Source organism: Blautia sp. AF14-40, from assembly GCF_003479665.1.
GTDB classification, from domain to species: Bacteria; Bacillota; Clostridia; order Lachnospirales; family Lachnospiraceae; genus Fusicatenibacter; species Fusicatenibacter saccharivorans.
On record NZ_QUHK01000013.1, the window covers coordinates 21,140 to 43,226 of the forward strand.

Annotated in this window: 20 protein-coding genes, 2 tRNA genes and 2 pseudogenes; 20 read left to right on the top strand and 4 right to left on the bottom strand. The window is 48.0% G+C overall.

Annotation, left to right across the window (positions count from 1 at the left end):
* The first annotated feature begins 1 nt into the window (after window position 1).
* The 5 genes from coaE to DWW13_RS19755 all read left to right on the top strand — a co-directional run bounded on the left by coaE (window position 2) and on the right by DWW13_RS19755 (window position 3,601).
* Window positions 2–601: a dephospho-CoA kinase gene (coaE, locus tag DWW13_RS10645; protein WP_022462718.1), complete on the top strand. Its 600-nt coding sequence runs from the start codon at window positions 2–4 to the stop codon at window positions 599–601.
* Window positions 588–1,385 (top strand): MBL fold metallo-hydrolase, encoded by a 798-nt coding sequence (locus tag DWW13_RS10650; protein WP_055218850.1) that lies wholly within the window; start codon window positions 588–590, stop codon window positions 1,383–1,385. The genes coaE and DWW13_RS10650 overlap by 14 nt, the downstream gene beginning before the upstream one ends.
* Before the next feature lie 99 nt (window positions 1,386–1,484).
* On the top strand, window positions 1,485–1,757 hold the full coding sequence (locus tag DWW13_RS10655; protein ID WP_118601355.1) for an ACT domain-containing protein: 273 nt from the start codon (window positions 1,485–1,487) through the stop codon (window positions 1,755–1,757).
* Window positions 1,758–1,776: 19 nt separating this feature from the next.
* Entirely contained in the window at window positions 1,777–3,141 is a 1,365-nt protein-coding gene (locus DWW13_RS10660; RefSeq protein WP_022462720.1) for a PFL family protein, read from the top strand.
* A 226-nt stretch (window positions 3,142–3,367) separates the two neighbouring features.
* A complete protein-coding gene (locus DWW13_RS19755) occupies window positions 3,368–3,601 on the top strand; it encodes a hypothetical protein (RefSeq protein WP_055267335.1) in 234 nt (77 codons plus the stop codon).
* Here the strand turns inward: DWW13_RS19755 and DWW13_RS10670 are convergent.
* Window positions 3,522–3,704, bottom strand: a pseudogene (locus tag DWW13_RS10670) (IS66 family transposase); the annotation flags it as partial. The gene DWW13_RS19755 and the pseudogene DWW13_RS10670 sit on opposite strands and share 80 nt — an antisense overlap.
* Window positions 3,705–4,183: 479 nt before the next feature.
* Between DWW13_RS10670 and DWW13_RS10675 the strand changes: the two are divergent.
* From DWW13_RS10675 to DWW13_RS10690, 4 genes and pseudogenes are all read left to right on the top strand, one after another.
* Window positions 4,184–6,358, top strand: coding sequence for a hybrid sensor histidine kinase/response regulator (locus tag DWW13_RS10675; protein ID WP_118720061.1), 2,175 nt, complete (start codon window positions 4,184–4,186; stop codon window positions 6,356–6,358).
* A 24-nt stretch (window positions 6,359–6,382) separates the two neighbouring features.
* Window positions 6,383–7,108, top strand: a pseudogene (locus DWW13_RS20175) (substrate-binding periplasmic protein).
* A 269-nt stretch (window positions 7,109–7,377) separates the two neighbouring features.
* On the top strand, window positions 7,378–7,683 hold the full coding sequence (locus DWW13_RS10685) for a response regulator (RefSeq protein ID WP_416822167.1): 306 nt from the start codon (window positions 7,378–7,380) through the stop codon (window positions 7,681–7,683).
* A gap of 121 nt (window positions 7,684–7,804) precedes the next feature.
* On the top strand, window positions 7,805–8,113 hold the full coding sequence (locus DWW13_RS10690; RefSeq protein WP_147398325.1) for a hypothetical protein: 309 nt from the start codon (window positions 7,805–7,807) through the stop codon (window positions 8,111–8,113).
* Here DWW13_RS10690 and DWW13_RS10695 read toward each other — a convergent pair.
* Window positions 8,056–9,306 carry a tRNA(Met) cytidine acetate ligase gene (locus tag DWW13_RS10695; protein WP_118720065.1) on the bottom strand — a complete coding sequence of 417 codons (1,251 nt, stop codon included), beginning with the start codon at window positions 9,304–9,306 and terminating at the stop codon, window positions 8,056–8,058. The genes DWW13_RS10690 and DWW13_RS10695 overlap by 58 nt on opposite strands.
* A 215-nt stretch (window positions 9,307–9,521) precedes the next feature.
* Here DWW13_RS10695 and pta point away from each other — a divergent pair, with 215 nt between their 5' ends.
* The 11 genes from pta to ilvA all read left to right on the top strand — a co-directional run bounded on the left by pta (window position 9,522) and on the right by ilvA (window position 21,696).
* Complete coding sequence (gene pta, locus DWW13_RS10700) at window positions 9,522–10,517, top strand: phosphate acetyltransferase (RefSeq protein ID WP_022462726.1); 996 nt, start codon at window positions 9,522–9,524, stop codon at window positions 10,515–10,517.
* 99 nt (window positions 10,518–10,616) lie between these two features.
* A complete protein-coding gene (locus DWW13_RS10705) occupies window positions 10,617–11,813 on the top strand; it encodes an acetate kinase (protein WP_022462727.1) in 1,197 nt (398 codons plus the stop codon).
* A gap of 74 nt (window positions 11,814–11,887) precedes the next feature.
* Window positions 11,888–12,415: a YceD family protein gene (locus DWW13_RS10710; protein WP_117761778.1), complete on the top strand. Its 528-nt coding sequence runs from the start codon at window positions 11,888–11,890 to the stop codon at window positions 12,413–12,415.
* Window positions 12,416–12,417: 2 nt separating this feature from the next.
* Window positions 12,418–12,597 (top strand): 50S ribosomal protein L32, encoded by a 180-nt coding sequence (gene rpmF / locus DWW13_RS10715; RefSeq protein WP_022462729.1) that lies wholly within the window; start codon window positions 12,418–12,420, stop codon window positions 12,595–12,597.
* Window positions 12,598–12,804: 207 nt separating this feature from the next.
* Window positions 12,805–13,590 carry a hypothetical protein gene (locus DWW13_RS10720; protein WP_118720067.1) on the top strand — a complete coding sequence of 262 codons (786 nt, stop codon included), beginning with the start codon at window positions 12,805–12,807 and terminating at the stop codon, window positions 13,588–13,590.
* A 228-nt stretch (window positions 13,591–13,818) separates the two neighbouring features.
* A complete protein-coding gene (plsX, locus tag DWW13_RS10725) occupies window positions 13,819–14,859 on the top strand; it encodes a phosphate acyltransferase PlsX (RefSeq protein ID WP_118720069.1) in 1,041 nt (346 codons plus the stop codon).
* A complete protein-coding gene (acpP, locus tag DWW13_RS10730; RefSeq protein WP_022462732.1) occupies window positions 14,849–15,082 on the top strand; it encodes an acyl carrier protein in 234 nt (77 codons plus the stop codon). Before plsX ends, acpP begins: the two co-directional genes overlap by 11 nt.
* 105 nt (window positions 15,083–15,187) lie before the next feature.
* Complete coding sequence (rnc, locus tag DWW13_RS10735) at window positions 15,188–15,883, top strand: ribonuclease III (protein ID WP_055267346.1); 696 nt, start codon at window positions 15,188–15,190, stop codon at window positions 15,881–15,883.
* A 3-nt stretch (window positions 15,884–15,886) separates the two neighbouring features.
* Complete coding sequence (smc, locus tag DWW13_RS10740) at window positions 15,887–19,447, top strand: chromosome segregation protein SMC (RefSeq protein WP_118720071.1); 3,561 nt, start codon at window positions 15,887–15,889, stop codon at window positions 19,445–19,447.
* 60 nt (window positions 19,448–19,507) lie between these two features.
* Window positions 19,508–20,449 carry a signal recognition particle-docking protein FtsY gene (ftsY, locus tag DWW13_RS10745; protein WP_022462735.1) on the top strand — a complete coding sequence of 314 codons (942 nt, stop codon included), beginning with the start codon at window positions 19,508–19,510 and terminating at the stop codon, window positions 20,447–20,449.
* 35 nt (window positions 20,450–20,484) lie between these two features.
* Window positions 20,485–21,696 carry a threonine ammonia-lyase gene (gene ilvA, locus DWW13_RS10750; RefSeq protein WP_055219017.1) on the top strand — a complete coding sequence of 404 codons (1,212 nt, stop codon included), beginning with the start codon at window positions 20,485–20,487 and terminating at the stop codon, window positions 21,694–21,696.
* Window positions 21,697–21,820: 124 nt separating this feature from the next.
* On the opposite strand, the gene DWW13_RS10755 is transcribed toward ilvA, so the two are convergent.
* Both DWW13_RS10755 and DWW13_RS10760 read right to left on the bottom strand, forming a co-directional pair.
* A tRNA-Leu gene (locus DWW13_RS10755) sits at window positions 21,821–21,905 on the bottom strand.
* A 24-nt stretch (window positions 21,906–21,929) separates the two neighbouring features.
* Window positions 21,930–22,014, bottom strand: a tRNA-Leu gene (locus DWW13_RS10760).
* Window positions 22,015–22,087: the final 73 nt, after the last annotated feature.

The window sequence follows — 22,087 nt, forward strand, 5'->3', positions numbered from 1 at the left end:
AATGAAAGTTTTTGGAATTACAGGCGGCGTGGGCGCTGGAAAAAGCGAAGTGCTCACGTACCTTGGACAGAATTATGATGCAACGGTGATCCAGGCGGACGAGGCAGGTTACCTTGTGATGCTGCCGGGCGGCGAATGCTATGGAGAGATTGTGAAGCTGTTCGGCAGACAGATCACCACAGAGACCGGCGAACTTGACCGGAAACGGATTGCTGAGATCGTTTTTCAGGACGAAGAAAAGTTAAAAGCCCTGAATTCGATCGTTCATCCGGCGGTAAAACGGTATATCAAAAAAGCCATTGCAGCCGCGGAAAAAGCAGGGACGGAATACGTCTTTGTGGAGGCCGCACTCTTAATCGAAGAAAAATATGATGAAATTTGTGATGAACTGTGGTATATTTATGCGGATGAAGAAGTCCGGAAGGAGCGATTGATCGAAGGACGCGGCTATTCCGAGAAGAAAGTTCGCGAAATCATGGCAAATCAGCTTTCCGAGGATGAATTCAGCAGCCACTGCGATTTTGAAATCGACAACAGCGGCGATTTTGAGGAAACAAAAAAACAGTTAGACCATAGGATGAAAAAATATGAAACTTTGTAGTATTGCAAGTGGTTCGAGCGGAAACTGCATTTTCGCGGGAAGCGAGACCACAAGCCTTCTGATCGATGCGGGCATCAGCGGAAAGCGCGTGGAGGCGGGGCTGGCTGTTCTCGATCGCAGCGCGAAGGAGCTGGACGGCATTCTCGTGACACATGAGCATTCCGATCATATCCAGGGCCTTGGCGTGCTGGCGCGCCGGTATGGTATTCCGATTTACGCAACGGATGGAACAATTCAGGCGATGCAGCAGACGAAGAGCCTTGGAAAGTTCCCGGAGGGGATTTTCCACACGATTCACGCGGATGACACGTTTACGCTGGGTGATATCGCCGTACATCCGTTTACGATCTCCCACGATGCGGCAGAGCCGGTCGGCTACCGCATGGAATCCGGCGGGAAATCGATTGCGATTGCGACGGATCTTGGCGTTTACAGCGATTACACGGTTCAGAATCTGACCGGGCTGGATGCCGTTTTGTTAGAGGCAAATCACGACGAGAACATGCTTGCGGTCGGACCGTACCCGTATCCGTTAAAACAGCGGATCGCCGGGGCGAAAGGCCATTTATCAAACCTGGCGGCAGGCCATCTCCTCTGCGAGATTCTGCACGACAATCTGCAGGAAGTGCTGCTCGGCCATCTGAGCAAGGAAAATAATTATGAGGCACTGGCCTTTGAAACCGTGGCCTGCGAGGTCACAACGGGTGATAATCCGTATCACTCGGGTGATTTTCATCTCGCTGTCGCTAAAAGAAGCGAAGTATCACCGTTAATTGAGGTTTAAATATACATTTTTAGAGCTACATACCATGTTTTTCGCAAGGCCGCCATTACCGGTTTTTCCGGGGCTTTGACATAAAACCAGAAAAAGGAGAATGGAAACATGAAGAAGACAATTATCACTGTCGTAGGCAAGGACACCGTGGGCATTATCGCAAAGGTATGTAATTATCTGGCAGAGAACCAGGTAAACATCGAAGACATTTCTCAGACGATTGTGCAGGGATATTTCAACATGATGATGGTAACGGACGTCTCCAAGAGCGAGAAATCCAACGCAGAGCTTGCAAAAGATCTGGAGAAGCTTGGAAGTTCCATCGGCGTTGTCATCCGCTGCCAGCATGAAGATATTTTCAATATGATGCACCGTATCTAAAGCGAAGGAGAAAAACGACATGATAAATCTGTTTGAAGTAAAGGAAACGAACGAGATGATCGAAAAAGAGAATCTGGACGTTCGTACCATTACCCTTGGAATCAGTCTTATGGACTGTATCGACTCCAATCTTGACAAGCTGAACCGCAAAATCTACGACAAAATCACGACGACTGCCAGAAATCTGGTTTCCGTAGGTGAGGAGATCGAGGGCGAGTTCGGTATTCCGATTGTAAACAAGAGAATTTCCGTTACCCCGATTGCCTTAGTCGGCGCAGCAGCCTGCAGAACGCCGGAGGATTTCGTGACGATTGCACAGACTCTGGACCGTGCGGCAAAAGAAGTCGGCGTCAATTTCCTCGGCGGCTATTCCGCTCTGGTAAGCAAAGGTATGACGACAGCAGATGAGCTTCTGATCCGTTCTATCCCGAAGGCACTGGCTGTGACGGATTTTGTCTGCAGCTCCATCAACCTTGGCTCCACTAAAACCGGTATCAACATGGATGCTGTCAAACTGATGGGTGAGATCATCAAGAAGACGGCGGAGGCAAGCAAAGAGAACAACTGCCTTGGATGCGCAAAACTCGTTGTTTTCTGCAATGCACCGGACGACAACCCGTTCATGGCAGGCGCTTTCCACGGCGTAACCGAGGCGGATGCCATCATCAATGTCGGCGTTTCCGGCCCTGGTGTTGTCAAACATGCTCTGGAAAAAGTACGCGGCGAGAACTTTGAGGTACTCTGCGAGACGATCAAGAAGACGGCGTTTAAGGTAACGCGTGTCGGACAGCTCGTTGCACAGGAGGCTTCGAAACGGCTGAACATTCCGTTTGGTATCATTGACCTTTCCCTGGCACCGACTCCGGCGATCGGAGATTCCGTTGCGGATATCCTTGAGGAGATCGGCCTCGAGCACGCAGGTGCACCGGGAACGACAGCGGCGCTGGCGCTTCTGAACGATCAGGTGAAAAAGGGCGGTGTTATGGCATCTTCCTATGTCGGCGGTCTCTCCGGCGCATTCATCCCGGTTTCTGAGGATCAGGGTATGATCAACGCAGTCAACGACGGCGCACTGACCATTGAAAAACTCGAGGCAATGACCTGTGTCTGCTCCGTAGGTCTTGATATGATCGCCATCCCGGGAGACACGAAAGCATCGACCATCTCCGGAATCATCGCAGATGAGCTTGCCATCGGTATGGTCAACCAGAAAACAACGGCAGTCCGCCTGATTCCGGTCATCGGAAAAGGCGTAGGCGAGACCGTAGAATTCGGCGGCCTCCTCGGCTATGCACCGATCATGCCGGTCAACAACTTCTCATGCGAGGCATTCGTCAATCGCACCGGAAGAATCCCGGCTCCGATTCATTCGTTTAAAAACTAAAAAGACAGCTGAAAAGCCGGCAGTGATCCTGAATGGAAAGGATCACTGCCGGCTTTTTTACCATCTGCGCAAATAAAAATAGTAATTTTAAGGAATGTATAGTATGATATATTACATACTGATAATTTTACTTGCAACCCATAAAAAGTGTAAGAAAAAATGAATTATTACGGGGAACTTCAGCGGTAGCAGCCGTTGTTCTAGCAATACCTCTGCGGATGTGGATGTGAAGGCCGCCATAGAAAACACAAAGTATTATTTGAACAAAAACGGCAAAATGCAGACTGGCTGGCAGAAGATCGGTGGAAAATGGTATTACATGGATAAGAACGGAGCGCTGCAGGAATCTAAATGGATCAGCGGAATTTATTATGTAAAAGTCGATGGGCAGTCCGTTCGTCTGATGAAAGACCGGAAAGCTTTCCTTCCTCCCGGTAAATCGCACGGATCTGGTTCATGATGAGGTACAAAACAGACTGTTTCCTCAGATCTTTCGGTATGACCTCCAGTGCCTCATGGAACTTGCGCCTGTAATGTACCCAGCACCCTGCGATCTTCAGATCTCCAAAATATGATGTTCCTCAACTTCGACTTTTCAGGCACAAAGCGGTAACATCTGGATATGGCATCTGGAAGCTGTTTTCATTCTTTTTGCCGATCTGTTTTTTCTTTTTGGCTGCTCTTATTGGACAGCGCGATCTGTTCCATCATCAGCTGCATCTTATCATTGCGGGTCTGTGTCTGTTTTGTCAGTTCCTCCATCTGATCCTGAAGACAGAGAAACAGAAGAAAATATATCTGCCGAAAGTCCATTTCCGTTTTTGATACACATCACTGGAACTTCGGGCACAGTTGCTGTTCTTTTTTTGCCTTTTAACGCTAAAAGGTAATGTTTTTCTTGTGTGCAGTAAAGTGTTAGAGTATAATAAAACCAGTTTTTTGCATAAGTTTAGGCGGAGAATCCTGCCGTAGCAGGATCCTTTCTTACGGTGTTATTTCACAGACGTAACCATAATAGTTTTACTGCAGGGGGGGATAGAAAATGAAAACAAAAGAGATTCAGGAACTCTATCAAATAAAATTACATAGTATGGACACGATCCTGCATCAGATATCGCTTATGGATCAGGTGGAAAATGAGCAGGAGCTGTCAGAAATCATTCACTCTTTGTTGCAGGCGATTGGAAACTATACAGGGGCAGACCGGGTATATGTTTTTGACTGGGAAACCGATCAGAAGGACAGTCTGAGCAATACATTTGAATGGTGTGCCGATGGAGTGGCACCAGAGATAGATAACCTTCAGGCAATCCCGGTCAGTTCGATGCCGAACTGGGTGAAACGATTTGAAAACAAGGAAGTAATCGTGATTCATGATCTGGAAGCGACAAAAAATTCTGAACCGGAAGAATATGAATTGTTAAAAACACAGGAAATATGTTCCTTGATTGCGGTGCCGATTTATGCCAATCATCAGATGAATGGATTTATCGGGGTAGATAATCCTGATTTGAGGCAGAATGAGATTTCCATTACACTGCTGTCTGATGTTGGCGGACATCTTGGATGTGTGAGGAAAAATCTGAAAAGTACGGTACTGTTGAAAAAGGCTCTTGATGAGGCAACAAAGAGGTCAGAGATTATTGCCGCAATTGCTACGTTGTATGTAACAATCGTACAAGCCAATGTTAAAGAGCGGACATATGAGCTTTTGAAAGGCCATGACCTTGTGCAAAAAATCCTTGGACAAAAGGGGAAAATTGATGATGTTATGGAAAGGCTTCCAACAGCATTTGCCGCCCAGGAAGGGAGAGAAAAATACCGGGAGTTTCTTGACTTTGATACATTGACAGAGAGACTTCGTAATACGAATTCTGTTTCGATTGAATTTATGGGAGTAAACGGAGAATGGCGGCTGGCCAGATTTATTGTAAAGAGCAGAGATGCACATGGAAACGCTGTGGATGTGCTTTATGTCGTACGAGATATTACGGAAGAAAAATCACGGGAACTCATGTATCAGAAACAGCTTAAGGAAAGCATGGAAGATGCTCATCGCGCGAATCTTTCAAAAACAGCCTTTCTCCGGCGTATGAGCCACGATATCCGTACACCGCTAAACGGAATTGTGGGGATGATCCATATCGCTGAAAAATATAACAATGATGTGGTCAAGTTAAGGGAATGCAGGAAGAAGGTACTTCAGTCCGCCGATTATCTGCAAAATCTGATCAACAATGTCCTGGATATCAGCAAACTGGAATCCGGTTCCCTTGTGTTGGAACATAAATCCTTTGATCTGGCAGAACTGTTAAGGAATAATCTGACAGTTGTTGCAATGAGTGCTTATGAGAATGGTGTAAGATTTGAAGGCGGCGTGGAAGCAAGCACAATCCGCCACAGATATTTGATTGGAAGTCCGGTACATCTGAGCAGGGTTTTAATGAATCTTTCTTCCAATGCGATTAAATACAATCATTTTCATGGAACAGTGAATGTTCATTGCGAAGAATTATCGGATGATGGGAATATGGCTGTTTTTCAGTTTGTATGTTCAGATACCGGTCTTGGTATGAGTGAAGAATTTCAAAAACATGCGTTTGATGCTTTTGCGCAGGAAGGCAAACAGTCAACTACAACATTCAGTGGCTCCGGTCTGGGACTTTCGATTGTCAAAGATATTGTTGAACGGATGGGTGGAACGATAGAACTGGAAAGCGAAGAAAATGTAGGAAGCACGTTTACGGTTACGGTTCCATTTGAGATAGATTATTTGGTTGAAAATAATGATTCACAGAAGGACAGCTACTCACAGGATATGGATCTGTCAGGAAAACGGGTGCTTCTTGTTGAAGATAATGTCATTAATATGGAGATAGCCCATGCAATCCTGGGGGAGGAGCATCTGAACATTACAGAAGCGAAAAACGGAAAAGAGGCACTTGAAATATTTCAGAATTCCAGGTTGGATGAGTATGATGTCATCATCATGGATGTGATGATGCCGGTCATGGATGGGCTGGAAGCAACAAAAGCAATTCGTATGCTGGAACGTGAAGATGCCAAAAAGATTCCAATCATTGCCATGACGGCAAATGCTTTTGAGGAAGATCGGAAAGCATGTCTGGAGGCCGGGATGAATGAACATATTGGAAAGCCGATTGATATTCCGCGATTAAAAAGAGCGATCACAAAACTGCTGACAAAAAAGGGGTAGTAAAAGCAAAAACATAATCATTCATTGAAATTAAGAAAAACTATAGTAATTTTATTAGGACTTTTGATATTTAGCAGTCACCCTGGCAGGGTGCAAAAACACAGATAACACGAAAGAAGAAACAGAAAAGCCTGTTATTACCCTCGGCAGCGACAGCTATCCACCATACAATTATCTGAATGAGGATGGTGTACCGACAGGAATTGATGTAGAACTGGCTACGGAAGCATTCAAAAGAATGGGATAACAGGTGAAGGTTGTCCAGATCAACTGGGAGGAGAAAAAAGAACTGGTGGAGAGCGGCGAGATTGATTGTATCATGGGCTGTTTTTTCTATGGAAGGACGTCTTGACGATTACCGCTGTCCAGTCCACAACCAAACCGGAAAGCATCTTTCTGAACCGGACGGATGAGAGGATCCCAAAGCTGGGAAATCTGATCATCCTGGGACACCGGGAGCTGATCTATACGTTTCTGGGAAAAGGATATGTAGATGCGGTTGCTGCACACGAGGAATCTATCGTTCAGTATAAGAAGGATTATGATGCAAGCTTCCGTATCCTGGAAGAGCCTCTGATGATCACCGGAATAGGCGTTGCTTTTGCAAAAGAGGATGACAGGGGAATCTGTGAGCAGATGGGCCAGACACAGGAAGAGATGCGTCTGGATGGCACATCCCTGAAAATCATTGAAAAATACCTGGATGATCCCCAGAAGTATCTGGAGGTGGAGAAAAACGGATCCAGCTGATCGGCGGTCTGATAGGAATCTGTGTAGCTGTAGTCTCTCTGTTTTATTTCTTCCACGCAGAAAAAGCAGAAGCAGAGAAAAGAATGGTGGAGATTGTAAACTATGTGAAAGTGCAGTGTTCCACTACACCCATTATAATGAATCTTCGGAATCCAAAAGTCTCCTCCGTGCCATTGAAAGTGCCAGACAAATGAGTACAAATATTAAAATGGAAACAGAAAACGGCGGGCAGCTAAGAGAGGATTTCCTGAAAGAAAAAAGGTGCCGACGTGACAAAAACATGGGATGGTCAGGAAGCTGTTGAACTGTTCAGAAATAGTGAACTTGGTGAATTTGATGTCATTCTTATGGACATTATGATGCCGGTCATGAATGGTTATGAAGCTACAAAGATGATTAGGTCTCTGGACAGAGAGGATGCAAAGAAAATACCGATCATTGCAATGACAGCAAATGCGTTCACGGAGGACAGAATAAGGGCAAAAGAAGCAGGGATGAATGAACATGTTGCTAAGCCTGTTGATGTGGAATTACTGATGAAAGTAATTTATAGCGGGAGTGCTATGAAGCATTAATAGTACATGAGAAAACAAGGAGGAATTCAGTTGTTGGAGAAAGCGGTTCAGGCTGCAATATATGAAAAAGCTCTTAAAAATCATTATATAGAAATCCTGTACATTGATTTTGAAGATACTCATGCGTTATGCATCTGGCAATATAGATGATCTTAATCGGATAAAACAGCAGATGACGATGGAAGCAATCACACAGGGAACAGCAGAACACATCATGCATCATGTTATGATCAATTTTATACTGAATGGTGAGATGCGTTTCATGCAGTTTGACTTTACAAGAGAAAGTGCAGATACAAAAAATGTTTTCCCGTTTGTGGAGGACTATACAGTTCCACAGCGGCAGATGATGCTGCTGGAAAAAAGCTGGTTCTATAACAGAACCAGCTTTTTTGTGTATTCATGGACGAACGGTGTCCCTGTTTTGTGAGAACGGACAGTCTCGTAAAAAAGAGAGGCCTGTATATCGCTCTCAAAGGCGGCAAGTGCATCGCCGGTAAGAAGCCGCGGGGCGTCGGCTGCCTTGGCAATGAGCGGCAGAGAAGAACGTCTTCTAATCTCTTTTAACAATGCACCGGCACTTTTTCGGAAACCGAGAACACGGTTATAGCCGGCCGGGTACAATGTTTTCTGGTTCAGAAGCAGATGCATCAGGGCGCGGCTGATGCGGGTATACGTCATTTCCTTTGTTTTAAGCTGCATGGCGAATTCTGAAAATGAGGAGCATGCGTGGCGCTGGCGGAGGATGCGGTTGGCAAGATCCGGCGAAAGATCAAGATAAGAGGAAAGGGATTCCTTCGTTTCTGTGAGGAGCCGCGCGGCGAGGAGCAGGCTGAAATCATCGCTGGAAAGCAGGCCGTGTGCGGTGACGGCGTCCTGGAAAGCGGGATAGACTGCTTCCGGCATGCAGGAGGCGAGCGCGGACAGTTCCGGACCCTTATGCGGATTGGAAAAAAGAAGATTCCGCATTGCTGTAGCAGAAGGGAGTGCCTGTGTGAAAAGCGCTCCTTCGTGGTAGCCGCTGCCCTCCCGGCGGATCGTTACCGGCCGAATGCGGCTTTGTGACAGCAGAAGTGCCTGGACGTATTCAATGCCTAAAATATTGTTTGGTTCTTTTAAAAAGGTATCAAGTTCTTCTTTTGAAAGCGAAGAGAAGGAAGCGCTGTCAGAAAAATAAGCGGAAAGTGCCTGTGCGCGCGCCGTCGGGAAGGAAAGTCCGTTCCGAAGCAGACCGGAGAGCAGCTCACGGTATTCCTCCGGCTCGTGGAGCAGAACATCAGCGAGTTCCAGAAACGGCGCCGTGTCTCCATATTCACTGCCAAAGCAGAGAAAATCGACACAGCCAAGCGCAGTAAGAAGCGATACCGCCCCGCGTGCGAAATGCTGTGCACTGCCGAGTGCAAAGTGACACGGAAGCTGTAAGATAAGGTCCGCGCCGCCAAGAAGCGCCAGCTCCGCACGGTCGTGTTGGTCAAGAATCGCAGGTGCGCCGCGCTGGACGAAATCGCCGCTCATAATCACGACAAGATAGTCCGCCCCGGTAAGCTCCCTGGCTTTTGCCAGCTGATAAGCATGGCCGTTATGAAAAGGATTATATTCTGCAATGACTGCGGTAATGGTCATAAAACGTACCTTCTTTCGAAAAAAATAGCACGATTCCAAATAGAGAGGAACCGCGGATCACATAGCCCTATCGTAACAAAAACAGAAAAGGAATGCAAGAATTCCTCCGTTTTGGATTTTTTGTCCAGTTGTTTTGAATTTTATACTTGCGAAAGGGCAAAAAGCGTACTACAATGAGAATATCGAGTAAATTTATCGAAAGGAGTCAAAAGATCATGGGATTTATTGACACAATTAAAGCAAGAGCAAAAGCAGACAAAAAAACAATTGTACTGCCAGAGTCAGAAGACAGAAGAACATATGAGGCTGCTGCACAGATCCTGAAAGAGGACCTTGCAAATCTGATCATCATCGGAAGCGAAGAGGCAGTAAAGAAAGGCAGCGAGGGACTGGATGTCTCCAAAGCTACTATTGTAGATCCAGAGAAAAACGAGAAAACACAGGCTTATGTAGATAAGCTGGTAGAGCTTCGTGCAAAGAAAGGCATGACTCCGGAGAAAGCAAGAGAGACCATCCTGAATGACTATACATATTATGGCGTTATGATGGTTAAAATGGGAGATGCAGACGGACTTGTTTCCGGTGCCTGCCATTCTACCGCAAACACCTTACGTCCATGCCTGCAGATCTTAAAGACCAAACCAGGCACAAAACTCGTATCCGCATTCTTCCTGATGGTAGTTCCGGACTGCGAGTACGGCGATGACGGTGTATTCGTATTCGGTGACTGTGGTCTGAACCAGAACCCGAATCCGGAAGAGCTGGCTGCAATCGCAGAGTCTTCCGCAGAGTCCTACCGCATGCTGACCGGAAACGAGCCAAGAGTTGCTATGCTTTCCCACTCCTCCAAAGGAAGTGCAAAACATGCTGATGTAGACAAAGTTGTTGAGGCTACCAGAATTGCAAAAGAAGCAAACCCGGATCTCGCACTCGACGGCGAGCTGCAGCTTGATGCCGCTATCGTTCCAAGCGTAGGTGCATCCAAAGCTCCGGACAGCAAAGTAGCAGGAAAAGCAAACGTTCTGATCTTCCCGGATCTGGATGCCGGAAACATCGGATACAAACTGGTACAGAGACTGGCAAAAGCAGAAGCATACGGCCCGATGACGCAGGGTATCGCAGCTCCAGTCAACGATCTGTCCCGTGGATGCTCCGCAGAGGATATCGTTGGTGTTGTAGCAATCACTGCTGTACAGTGCCAGGCACAGTAAGCACGAAATAAAACCAATTACAAGCGGTTTTCTGGCCGGCTGCGGAGAACAGGCCGGCCAGAAGTTTTAATAAGAATTTTAAAATAGGAGAATTTAGAAATGAACGTATTAGTAGTAAACTGCGGAAGTTCCTCTCTGAAATTCCAGCTGATCAATTACGATAACCGTGACGTCCTGGCAAAAGGACTCTGTGAGAGAATCGGTATCGACGGACGCCTCGTTTATGAGCCAAAGAACGGCGAAAAAGAGGTAACAGAAGCAGCAATGCCGACACACGTAGAGGCAATCCAGATGGTTCTGGACGCTCTGGTAAACGAGAAGAGCGGCGTCATCAAGAGCCTGGAAGAAGTAGATGCCATCGGACACCGCGTTCTGCACGGCGGAATGAAGATCACAAACTCTGTTATCATCGATGACGAAGTAATCAAAGTTATCGAGGAGTGCGCTGACCTCGGTCCTCTGCACAATCCGGCAAACCTGATGGGAATCAATGCCTGCATGAAACTGATGCCGGGCGTTCCGAACGTAGCAGTATTTGATACCGCATTCCATCAGACCATGCCTCCGAAAGCATATATGTACGGTATTCCGAAAGAGTACTATGAGAAATACGCAATCCGTAAATACGGCTTCCACGGAACTTCTCATAAATTCGTATCCAAGAGAACCGCAGAGTTCCTTGGCAAAGACTACAACGATCTGAAGATCATCGTATGCCATATGGGAAATGGTGCTTCCCTTTCCGCTGTAAAGAACGGCAAATGTGTAGATACCTCCATGGGCCTTACCCCGCTCGAAGGTGTGATCATGGGAACCCGTTCCGGAGATATCGATCCGGCTTTTGTTGAGTATCTGTGCAACAAAGAGAACCTGACCGTATCCGAGGTTCTGAACATTCTGAACAAGAAATCCGGTATGCTCGGCATGACCGGCATCTCCAGCGATTACCGTGATGTATCTGCAGCAGCAGAGGCAGGCAATCAGGATGCCATCAACTGTCTGGAAGCATACGCTTACCGCATTATCAAATACATCGGTTCCTACATCGCAGCTATGGGCGGCGTAGATGTGATCACCTTCACCGCAGGCCTTGGAGAGAACGCTATTCCGCTTCGTGAGACCATCTGCAAAGCATTTGAGTTCATGGGTCTGGAATTCGATTCTGAGGCAAATAACTGCCGCGGCGTTGAGAAGATCATCACCAAAGAAGGCTCCAAGATTACAGCATGCGTGATCCCGACCAACGAGGAAATCGCAATCTGCGAGGAGACTGTAGAGTTAGTAAAAGGAAAATAAAAAATAATTCAAAAAGCAGTTGACAATTCTTACCTTCCCGGGTATAATTGGTAAAGTGTGATTAGGAGAACAATATGAAAATCAGTCTGACCAAGTTATTTGCGCAGGACGGAAAGTCCGAAAAGTATGAAATTCCGCTTACATCCGAAACTTTTTCGATCGGCGGGCAGGACTATCGGGTAATCGAAAAACATCCTGTTATCCTTGGTCTTACGCATGAAGGCAATCGTGTGATCACGATCACCGGCAGTGCAGACCTTACAATGGAGATTCCATGTGCAAGATGCCTGACACCGGTAGCGACTCCATTCCAGCTCGAGTTCGATCTGCAGATTGATCTGAATCTGTCAGAGGAAGAACGCGAGGAAAAAGAAGAGGACTCTTCGTTTGTGGAGGGAGACGCGCTCGATGTGGAAGAACTGGTTCGTAATGAACTCATAGTCCAATGGCCGATTCGAGTGCTGTGTAAAGATGACTGTAAAGGAATCTGCAGCCGTTGTGGTGCGAATCTGAATATTCAGACCTGTGATTGTGATACCACAGGGCTAGACCCCCGAATGGCTGCAATCAAAGATATATTCAGCAAATTTAAGGAGGTGTAACTATGTCCATTTGTCCTAAGAATAAATCTTCCAAAGCAAGACGCGATAAGAGAAGAGCAAACTGGAAAATGTCTGCTCCGAACCTTGTAAAATGCAGCAAATGTGGTGCTCTTATGATGCCGCACAGAGTTTGCAAAGCTTGTGGTTCTTACAACAAAAAAGAAGTCGTTGCAATGGACTAATATTCATAAATCGGAATCAGTTCCGATGTGCAATGCAGCAAAAGGCTCCCGTCACCGGGGGCTTTTTTGTTGTCTCTGCGGGTTGTCTGGAAGCGTCATATAAAAGATTTGACGTGGTGTGTCGTGATGTGCTATAATGGTCTCGGTGAGAATTGAAACAATATTGCAACATTTTCGTAACAATTATAAAAAAGGAGTGCAAAGCATATGAAGAATAGACGAATCATATTTCTGGCAGCATGCATGTGCAGTGTAGTATTCCTCTCAGGATGTTCCACAGACAGTCTGATGGATAAAATGATGGGAACTGAGACGACGGTTTCGTCTTCGGTCAGCGTAGATATTTCAAAAGAGGACAGTGATGCTGTTCATGTAGATGCCAATCTGGAAAAGCCGGTTTTTTCGGTAAATCCGGTGGAGAGCCTGCAGATTCCCGTTGGAAATACATCTGGAAAGCTGACTTGTGAGGCAGGAATAACGGGAGAAGGCACAGTAACATATCAGTGGTATAAGAACAACGTAAATTCCAACGGCGGAGGAACGCCGATTGAAGGCGCAACAGAAGTGACATACCAGGTCGATACTTCGGCGGAGGGCAAAGATTACTATTACGTTGTGGCAACAAACACGGTTGGAAATACCGTTTCCATGGCGACGAGTACGGTAACAGAAGTTACGGTAATTCCGGCAGGGAAATGGGTTCAGAATGAAAACGGATGGCAGTATCAGAATAATGATGGAAGCTATGCAACCAATACCTGGCAGAATATCGACGGCTATTGGTACGTGTTTGATGAAAATTCATACATGGTGACAGGATGGTACTGGAGCGGAGAAGAATGGTATTATCTGGCGGACAACGGTCAGATGCAGACCGGCTGGTTCACGCAGGATGGTGAGGAATATTATCTGGATCCGGATACCGGTGTCATGGCACGGAATACAACCATAGACGGTCATGAGATGAATTCGAGCGGAGTCAAGGTTTCTTAAGAAAAATAAGACAAAACAGAGCGGATGGATTTTGGAAAGATAAATCCACCCGCTTTTTTGGAATACAGGAGAAAGCGCGGATGGGCATTTGTGCTTGATTTTTGCAAAGGAGTTTAGTATAGTTAATACAGCGCTTGCATAAGTGCTTTTAGAGCGTGGTTGAAAACGGTTTTTTGAAAGAAAAAGAGTTTTCAAACGCGCTTTAGAAAAGAGAAAAGAGGAAAAAACATGAGTGACTTAGTCAGAGTTGCAGTGGACGCGGTGGGCGGCGATTATGCGCCTGTGGAGCCGGTAAAAGGCGCCGTTGAGGCCGTAAACGCAGATGAACGTGTCAAAGTCCAGCTGGTCGGCCAGGTGGACGTCATCGAAAAAGAACTGCAGAAATATACGTACCCGAAGGAGCGGGTTGAGATCGTCCCGGCAACCGAGATCATTGAGACGGGAGAGCCGCCGGTCAATGCGATCCGCCACAAAAAAGATTCTTCGATTGTTGTCGGCATGAAAAAAGTGCGCTACGGAGAGGCAGACGCGTTTGTCTCATCAGGAAGCACCGGAGCAGTCCTGGTCGGCGGACAGACGATCGTAGGACGCATCAAGGGCGTAGAGCGCCCGCCGCTGGCTCCGCTGATCCCAACGAAAGACGGTGTATCCCTTCTGATCGACTGCGGTGCGAATGTTGATGCAAGACCGTCCCATCTGGTGCAGTTTGCCATGATGGGTTCCATCTATATGGAACACGTTGTCGGCATTAAAAATCCGCGTGTGGGAATCGTGAATATCGGTGTGGAAGAAGAAAAAGGAAACGCGCTCGTTAAAGAGACGTATCCGCTTCTGAAAGAAAACCCGTATATCAACTTTGTCGGCAGTATCGAAGCAAGAGAAATTCCAAACGGAGCCGCAGACGTTGTTGTCTGTGAGGCGTTTGTCGGAAACGTTATCTTAAAGCTGTATGAGGGCGTCGGCGCGACCCTGATTTCCAAGGTAAAACAGGGCATGATGACATCTCTGCGCAGTAAAATCGGAGCCCTTCTTGTGAAACCGGCGCTGAAAGAGACACTGAAGTCTTTTGATGCCAGTGAGTACGGCGGAGCACCGCTGCTTGGCTTAAAAGGACTCGTTGTAAAAACGCACGGAAGCTCAAAAGCCAACGAATTTAAAAATTCCATTCTCCAGTGCATTTCATTCAGCGAGGAGAAGATTCCGCAGAAAGTGCAGGAGCATCTGGCAGACTATAAGAGCAGCAGGGAGGCAGCGAAAGATGGAGTTTGAAAAATTACAGGAGATCATTGCGGATGTATTAAACGTAGATCCGAATGAAGTAACCATGGAGACAACCTTTGCAGATGATCTGGGAGCGGATTCCCTGGATGTATTTCAGATTGTGATGGGAATTGAAGAAGAATTTGATATCCAGATCGAAGCAGAAGAAGCAGAGCACATCGTATCGGTTGAGGATGCGGTGGAAGCGATCAAAAAGAAACTGGCAGAATAATAGAAAATGGCGAAGGGGCTGTTTGCTACAGGACAGCCCCTTTGTTACCGTCCGCAGAACACCTGCAAACGGTAACTATGAGGAAGGACAGGCTTAAAACAGGTTATGAATAATATTGATAAACTCGTGGATTTGGAAAAGAAGATCCAGTATAAATTTCAGGATTTCGGACTGCTGGAGATGGCGATGCGCCATTCTTCCTACGCAAATGAGCACCATATGGAGCGCCTGGAGTGCAACGAGCGTCTGGAGTTCTTAGGAGATGCCGTGCTGGAAGTTGTATCCAGCGAATTTTTATACAAGACATTCCCGCGTCTCCCGGAGGGCGAGATGACGAAAAAACGCGCCAGCCTCGTCTGTGAACCGGCACTGGCATTCTGTGCCCGTGAGATTGACCTTGGCAGCTTTCTGCTCCTTGGAAAGGGCGAGGAGGCAACCGGCGGCCGTCACCGCGATTCCATCGTTTCGGATGCTATGGAGGCAACGATCGGTGCGATTTTCCTGGACGGCGGCTTTGAACCGGCAAAAACGTTCGTTCTGAACTATATCTTAAACGATATCGAACACAAACAGCTTTTCTACGACAGCAAAACGATTCTGCAGGAGCTGATCCAGGGTGAGACGGATGAAGAGATTGTTTACACCATCTTAAAAGAAGAGGGACCGGATCACGACAAGAGCTTCTGGGCACAGGTCAGCGTCGGAAAGAAAGCGCTCGGTACCGGAAAGGGCAGAACGAAAAAAGCGGCAGAACAGGCAGCGGCATACGATGCAATTCTTGCCAGAAAAAAGCGTAGGTGAATTATGTATCTCAAATCCATTGAAATGCAGGGATTTAAGTCGTTTGCCAACAAAACCATTCTGCAGTTCCACGACGGTATTACCGGCGTTGTAGGGCCGAACGGCAGTGGAAAGAGCAATGTTGGCGATGCGGTGCGCTGGGTGCTCGGCGAACAGAGCGCCAAGCAGCTCCGCGGCGGAAATATGCAGGATGTTATTTTCTCCGGAACCGAGACGAGAAAGCCGCTCGGCTACGCGTCGGTTGCAATTACACTCGACAATTCCGACCACAAGCTGAATGTCGATTTCGAGGAAGTCACGGTGACGAGACGGCTCTACCGCTCCGGTGAGAGCGAGTATCTGATGAACGGCGCATCGTGCCGGTTAAAGGACATCAACGAGCTGTTCTACGATACCGGTATCGGAAAAGAAGGCTATTCCATCATCGGACAGGGTCAGATTGATAAGATTTTAAGTGGTAAGCCGGAAGAGCGCCGGGAGCTGTTTGACGAAGCGGCAGGAATTGTCAAATTCAAGAGAAGGAAGGCCGTGACCGAAAAGAAGCTGGCGGAAGAGCAGCAGAATCTGGTGCGCGTCAACGACATTCTCTCGGAACTGACAAGGCAGTTAGAGCCGCTGGAACGCCAGTCTGAGACGGCAAAGATTTATTTAAAGAAGAAAGAGGAATTAAAGCTCCTCGATATCAATATGTTTCTGCTCGAGATGGAGCGCATCCGGAACGATCTCGCGAAAGTAGAAGACCGGTACCGGATTACAGAAGAGCAGTTAAAGAGCACGAAAGAGGCTTTTGAGCATACGAAGCAGGAGTATGAAAAGCTGGAACAGGAGCAGGAAAAACTGGACCAGACGATTCTTTCTGCGCGCGATCAGGCGGGGGAGAATGCACTGAAACGTCAGCAGCTCGAAAACCAGATCGAGGTGTTGAACGAGCAGATTCATGCATCGGAGAGGAACAGCGACACATTAAGAGAACGTCTGGAGGCGATCCGCGCGGAGAGCCGCACAAAGACGGCAGAAAAAAATACATATCAGGCAGAAAAGGACGGGCTTCATGAAGCACTTCTTGCGTCAGAGACGGAAAAGAGTGAGAAAGAGGCCGCTCTCTCGGAATGCCAGGAGCAGATCCAGGCAGTCGAGCTGCAGAGTGAACAGGATAAGAGCGAAGTCATCGGCCTTCTGAACCAGCGGGGTTCCACGAAGGGAAAAATGCAGCGCTACGATGCGATGCTCGAGCAGATCGGCATCCGAAAGGCAGAATTAAGCCAGAGGGTGCTGCATTTAAAGACGAGCGAGTCCGAACAGAACGGGCAGATGGAAGAACTGCAGAACGCGTTTGAAGCGCTCGAAGAGACGGTAAGCAGCCTGAAACAGCAGTACCAGGAGGCAGATCAGAAGATTACCGCGCTGACGGCGGATCTCTCGAACCAGACGAAAGAGATGGAAGCCGGCCAGACCAATTACCACAGAGAAGCGTCAAGGCTCGAATCCTTAAAGAACATCACCGAGCGGTACGACGGCTATGGAAACAGTATTCGGAAGGTCATGGAGCAGAAAGACCGGAATCCCGGCATCCACGGCGTTGTGGCGGAGCTTCTGCAGGCGGAGAAAAAGTACGAGACGGCGATCGAGACCGCACTTGGCGGCAGCATTCAGAATATTGTCACCGACAATGAGGCGACGGCGAAATACCTGATTGAATACCTGAAACGGGGCCATTTCGGCCGTGCGACGTTCCTTCCGCTCACCAGTATGCGCGGGAAAAAAACGCAGGTGAATGAGGATGCGGCAAGAGAAACCGGTGTGCTCGGTGTGGCAAATGCACTTGTTTCGTACGACCCGGTGTATGAGGGCCTTGTGGCACAGCTGCTTGGAAGAACGCTGGTGGTCGACACGATCGACCATGCCATTGTGATTCAGCGGAAATACCGTCAGACGCTCCGCATGGTAACCCTCGAGGGCGAGCTCTTGAGCCCGGGCGGTTCCATGACAGGAGGTTCGTTCCGGAACAACAGCAACCTGCTCGGAAGACGGCGTGAGATTGAGGAACTCGAAAAGAGCGTACAGGGTCTTGCGAAGGAACTGCGGGAAATCCAGCAGGAACTTGAAGAGAAGAAAAATAAGCGGAATGAAATCCGCGATCTCCGCACCGAGCTGAATGAAAAACTGCAGCGGCAGTACATCGAGCAGAATACGGTGCGCCTGAATCTGGAAAAAGCGCGCGAGAAAAAGACGGAAATCCGTCTGGATTTTGAAGCGCTTCAGAAGGAGAGTCTCGAGATTGAAAATCAGATCGCCGAGATTGAGCGGAACCGGAAAGTCATCGGTCAGGAAATGCAGGAATCGGTGGAGCGGGAAAGCACGCTGCAGGAGAATATCCAGAAGGCGCAGGAGGCGCTTACAGGGCTTCGCCGCCGGGAAGCAGAATATACGAAGGATCTTGAAGAAATCCGGTTAAATTACGCAAATCTGTCCCAGAAGGATGGATTCCTTGCCCAGAACATCCGCCGTCTTGAGGAAGAGACAGGAAAACTGGAAGCGGAAAGCCGCACCATGCTGGAAAAAGCGGCGGAGGAAAAAGGCGATGTCAAAAAGAAACAGCAGGACATCGTGGAGATCCAGAAGACGATTGCAGCAGCAGTGCAGGCAAAAGAAGAGGAAGACCGCCGGATTGTGGAACTGCAGGAGAAAAAAGAAGCATTAAGCGCAGATCACAAAGAATTTTTCGAGAAGCGGGATCAGCTCTCCGACCAGATTTCCCTAATGGACAAAGAGTGCTTCCGTCTGAACAGCCAGAAAGAAAAGCTGGAGGAGACAAAAGAGGCACAGACCTCGTATCTCTGGGAAGAGTACGAAGTGACACCGGGCCACGCAAGAGAGTTCCAGATGGAGGAGATTCCGGAGCGCAGTGAATTAAAGCGGCGTGTGCTGGAAGTAAAAGATGCGATCCGGAAGCTTGGCTCTGTCAATGTGAATGCGATTGAGGAGTACAAAGAGATTTCGGAGCGCCACGCCTTTCTCGATGCACAGCACACCGATCTTGTCAAAGCGGCAGAGACACTGCAGGGCATCATCGATGAGCTGGATGCCGGTATGCGCAAGCAGTTCACGGAAAAATTCGAGGAGATCCGGAAAGAGTTTGACCGCGTGTTCCGCCAGCTGTTCGGCGGCGGAAAGGGAACGCTGGAGCTCGAGGAGGACACGGATGTACTCGAGGCAGGTATCCGCATCATTTCCCAGCCGCCGGGAAAGAAACTGCAGAATATGATGCAGCTCTCCGGAGGCGAGAAGGCACTGACCGCGATTGCGCTGCTTTTTGCAATCCAGAACTTAAAGCCGTCCCCGTTCTGTTTACTTGACGAGATCGAGGCGGCGCTCGACGATTCCAACGTAACGCGTTTTGCACAGTATCTGCATAAGCTGACAAAAAATACCCAGTTCATCGTCATCACCCACAGGCGCGGTACGATGACGGCGGCAGACCGTCTGTACGGCATCACGATGCAGGAGAAGGGTGTTTCTACCCTTGTTTCTGTCGATTTGATCGAGGGAGAACTGGACAAATAGAAACGAATAAGATACAATACGAAAGAAGTAAGATAGAAAAGATAAAGGGAGGCGAACGGTATGGCGGAGGAGAAAGTAGGCTTTTTCAAACGTCTTGTCAACGGTCTGACGAAGACCCGAGACAGCATTGTAGCTGGAATTGATTCTATTTTCAGTGGCTATTCCAATATTGATGACGATTTTTATGAGGAGATCGAGGAGATTCTCGTCATGGGAGATATCGGCATCAATACAACGACCAAAATTATTGACCACTTAAAAGAACGGGTGGCAGAAGAGCACATTACCGATCCGGCAGAGTGCAAACAGCTTCTGATCGAGAGCATCAAAAAACAGATGGATGTAGGCGATACAGCCTATGAATTTGAAAACCGGAAATCGGTAGTGCTGGTGATCGGTGTCAATGGAGTCGGAAAAACGACCTCCGTCGGAAAGCTGGCCGGCCTTCTGAAGGATCAGGGCAAAAAGGTTGTTCTTGCGGCAGCAGATACGTTCCGTGCAGCGGCAGGCGAGCAGCTCACGGAGTGGGCGCACCGCGCCGGCGTGGATATCATCGGCGGACAGAACGGAGCAGATCCGGCGTCCATCGTGTACGATGCAGTCGCAGCGGCAAAAGCCAGAAATGCGGATGTGCTGATCTGTGATACGGCAGGAAGACTTCACAACAAGAAGAACCTGATGGAAGAGCTCCACAAGATTTACCGGATTCTGGAAAAAGAGTACCCAGAGGCATACCTGGAAACGCTGGTGGTGCTGGACGGTACCACGGGCCAGAATGCGCTGCAGCAGGCAAGACAGTTTGCAGAAGTGGCAAATGTCACCGGTATCATTCTGACGAAGCTGGACGGAACTGCAAAGGGCGGTATCGCCGTTGCCATCCAGTCCGAGCTTGATATTCCGGTCAAATACATCGGCGTGGGCGAGAGCATCCACGATCTGCAGAAATTTGATGCAGACCAGTTTGTAAATGCACTGTTCCATACATCCGAAGAGAATGCTTAAAAAGACAACAAGGAGAAAAGACTATGGCAGAAGAAATGCTGACACTCCCGAAATTTGAGGAAGCGTCTGAAATTGTAAAAAAAGTAACACAGGAGACCAAACTGGTTTACAGCAAATATTTCAGCGAGCAGACGGGAAATAAAGTCTACTTAAAACCGGAAAATATGCAGCTGACCGGCGCCTATAAGCTGCGCGGTGCCTATTACAAAATCAGCACCTTAAGTGAAGAGGAGCGCGCAAAAGGACTGATCACCGCATCTGCAGGAAACCATGCACAGGGCGTTGCGTATGCGGCAAAATGCTACGGTGCAAAGGCTGTCATTGTGATGCCGACGACCACACCGCTCATCAAAGTAGAGCGTACCCAGAGCTACGGCGCTGAGGTTGTTCTGTACGGAGATGTGTACGATGAGGCATGTGCAAAAGCATACGAGCTTGCAGCAGAGCATGGCTATACCTTTATTCACCCGTTCGATGATCTGACCGTTGCAACCGGCCAGGGAACCATCGCTATGGAAGTGATTCAGGAGCTTCCGCTCGTAGATTATATCCTTGTTCCGATCGGAGGAGGCGGACTGGCTACCGGTGTTTCCACACTGGCAAAACTGCTGAAACCAAACATCAAAGTCATCGGTGTTGAGCCGTCCGGAGCAGCCTGTATGAAGGCTTCTTTTGAAAAAGGCGAGGTAACGACCGTATCTCCTGTCAGCACAATTGCAGACGGTACTGCAGTACAGACACCGGGATCCAAGATTTTCCCGTATGTAAGACAGAACCTGGACGAGATCATTACCGTGGATGATGATGAGCTGATCGTAGCATTCCTTGATATGGTAGAAAACCACAAGATGATCGTCGAGAACTCCGGTCTTCTGACTGTGGCTGCATTAAAGCATCTGGATGTCAAGGGCAAAAAGATTGTTTCGATCTTAAGTGGCGGAAATATGGACGTCATCACCATGTCTTCCGTGATCCAGAACGGACTGATCCAGAGAGACCGTATCTTTACTGTATCCGTTCTTCTGCCGGATAAACCAGGCGAGCTGGTACGCGTTTCCCAGGTGATTGCAAACGAGAACGGAAACGTCATCAAACTGGACCACAACCAGTTCTTCACAACGAACAGAAGTGCTGCAGTAGAGCTCCGCATCACAATGGAGGCATTCGGCACCGATCACAAGAACCGTATTGTCAAAGCACTGGAAGAGGCTGGCTATACACCGAAGATTGTAAGACCGAACCTGTAAAAACAGAAATTGCAGAGAAAATTCTGAAAAAAAGAAAAATAAAAAATCAGAGGGATCCGGAAAGGAATTTCCTCTGATTTTTTTGAGCAGGAAAAAACCCTTGCATGCACAAGGGTTTTCGTTCTGCGGAAGATGGGACTTGAACCCACACGATCGCAATGACCACCAGATCCTTAGTCTGGCCTGTCTGCCAATTCCAGCACTTCCGCATGTTATGTAGTTTTTAAATTTCATGCGGAAGATGGGACTTGAACCCACACGATCGCAATGACCACCAGATCCTTAGTCTGGCCTGTCTGCCAATTCCAGCACTTCCGCATGTTCTTTAAGTTTTTGTCATCTCGCTGACGACAAGATGTATTATAGCACCAGAGTTGTAAGCCGTCAACAC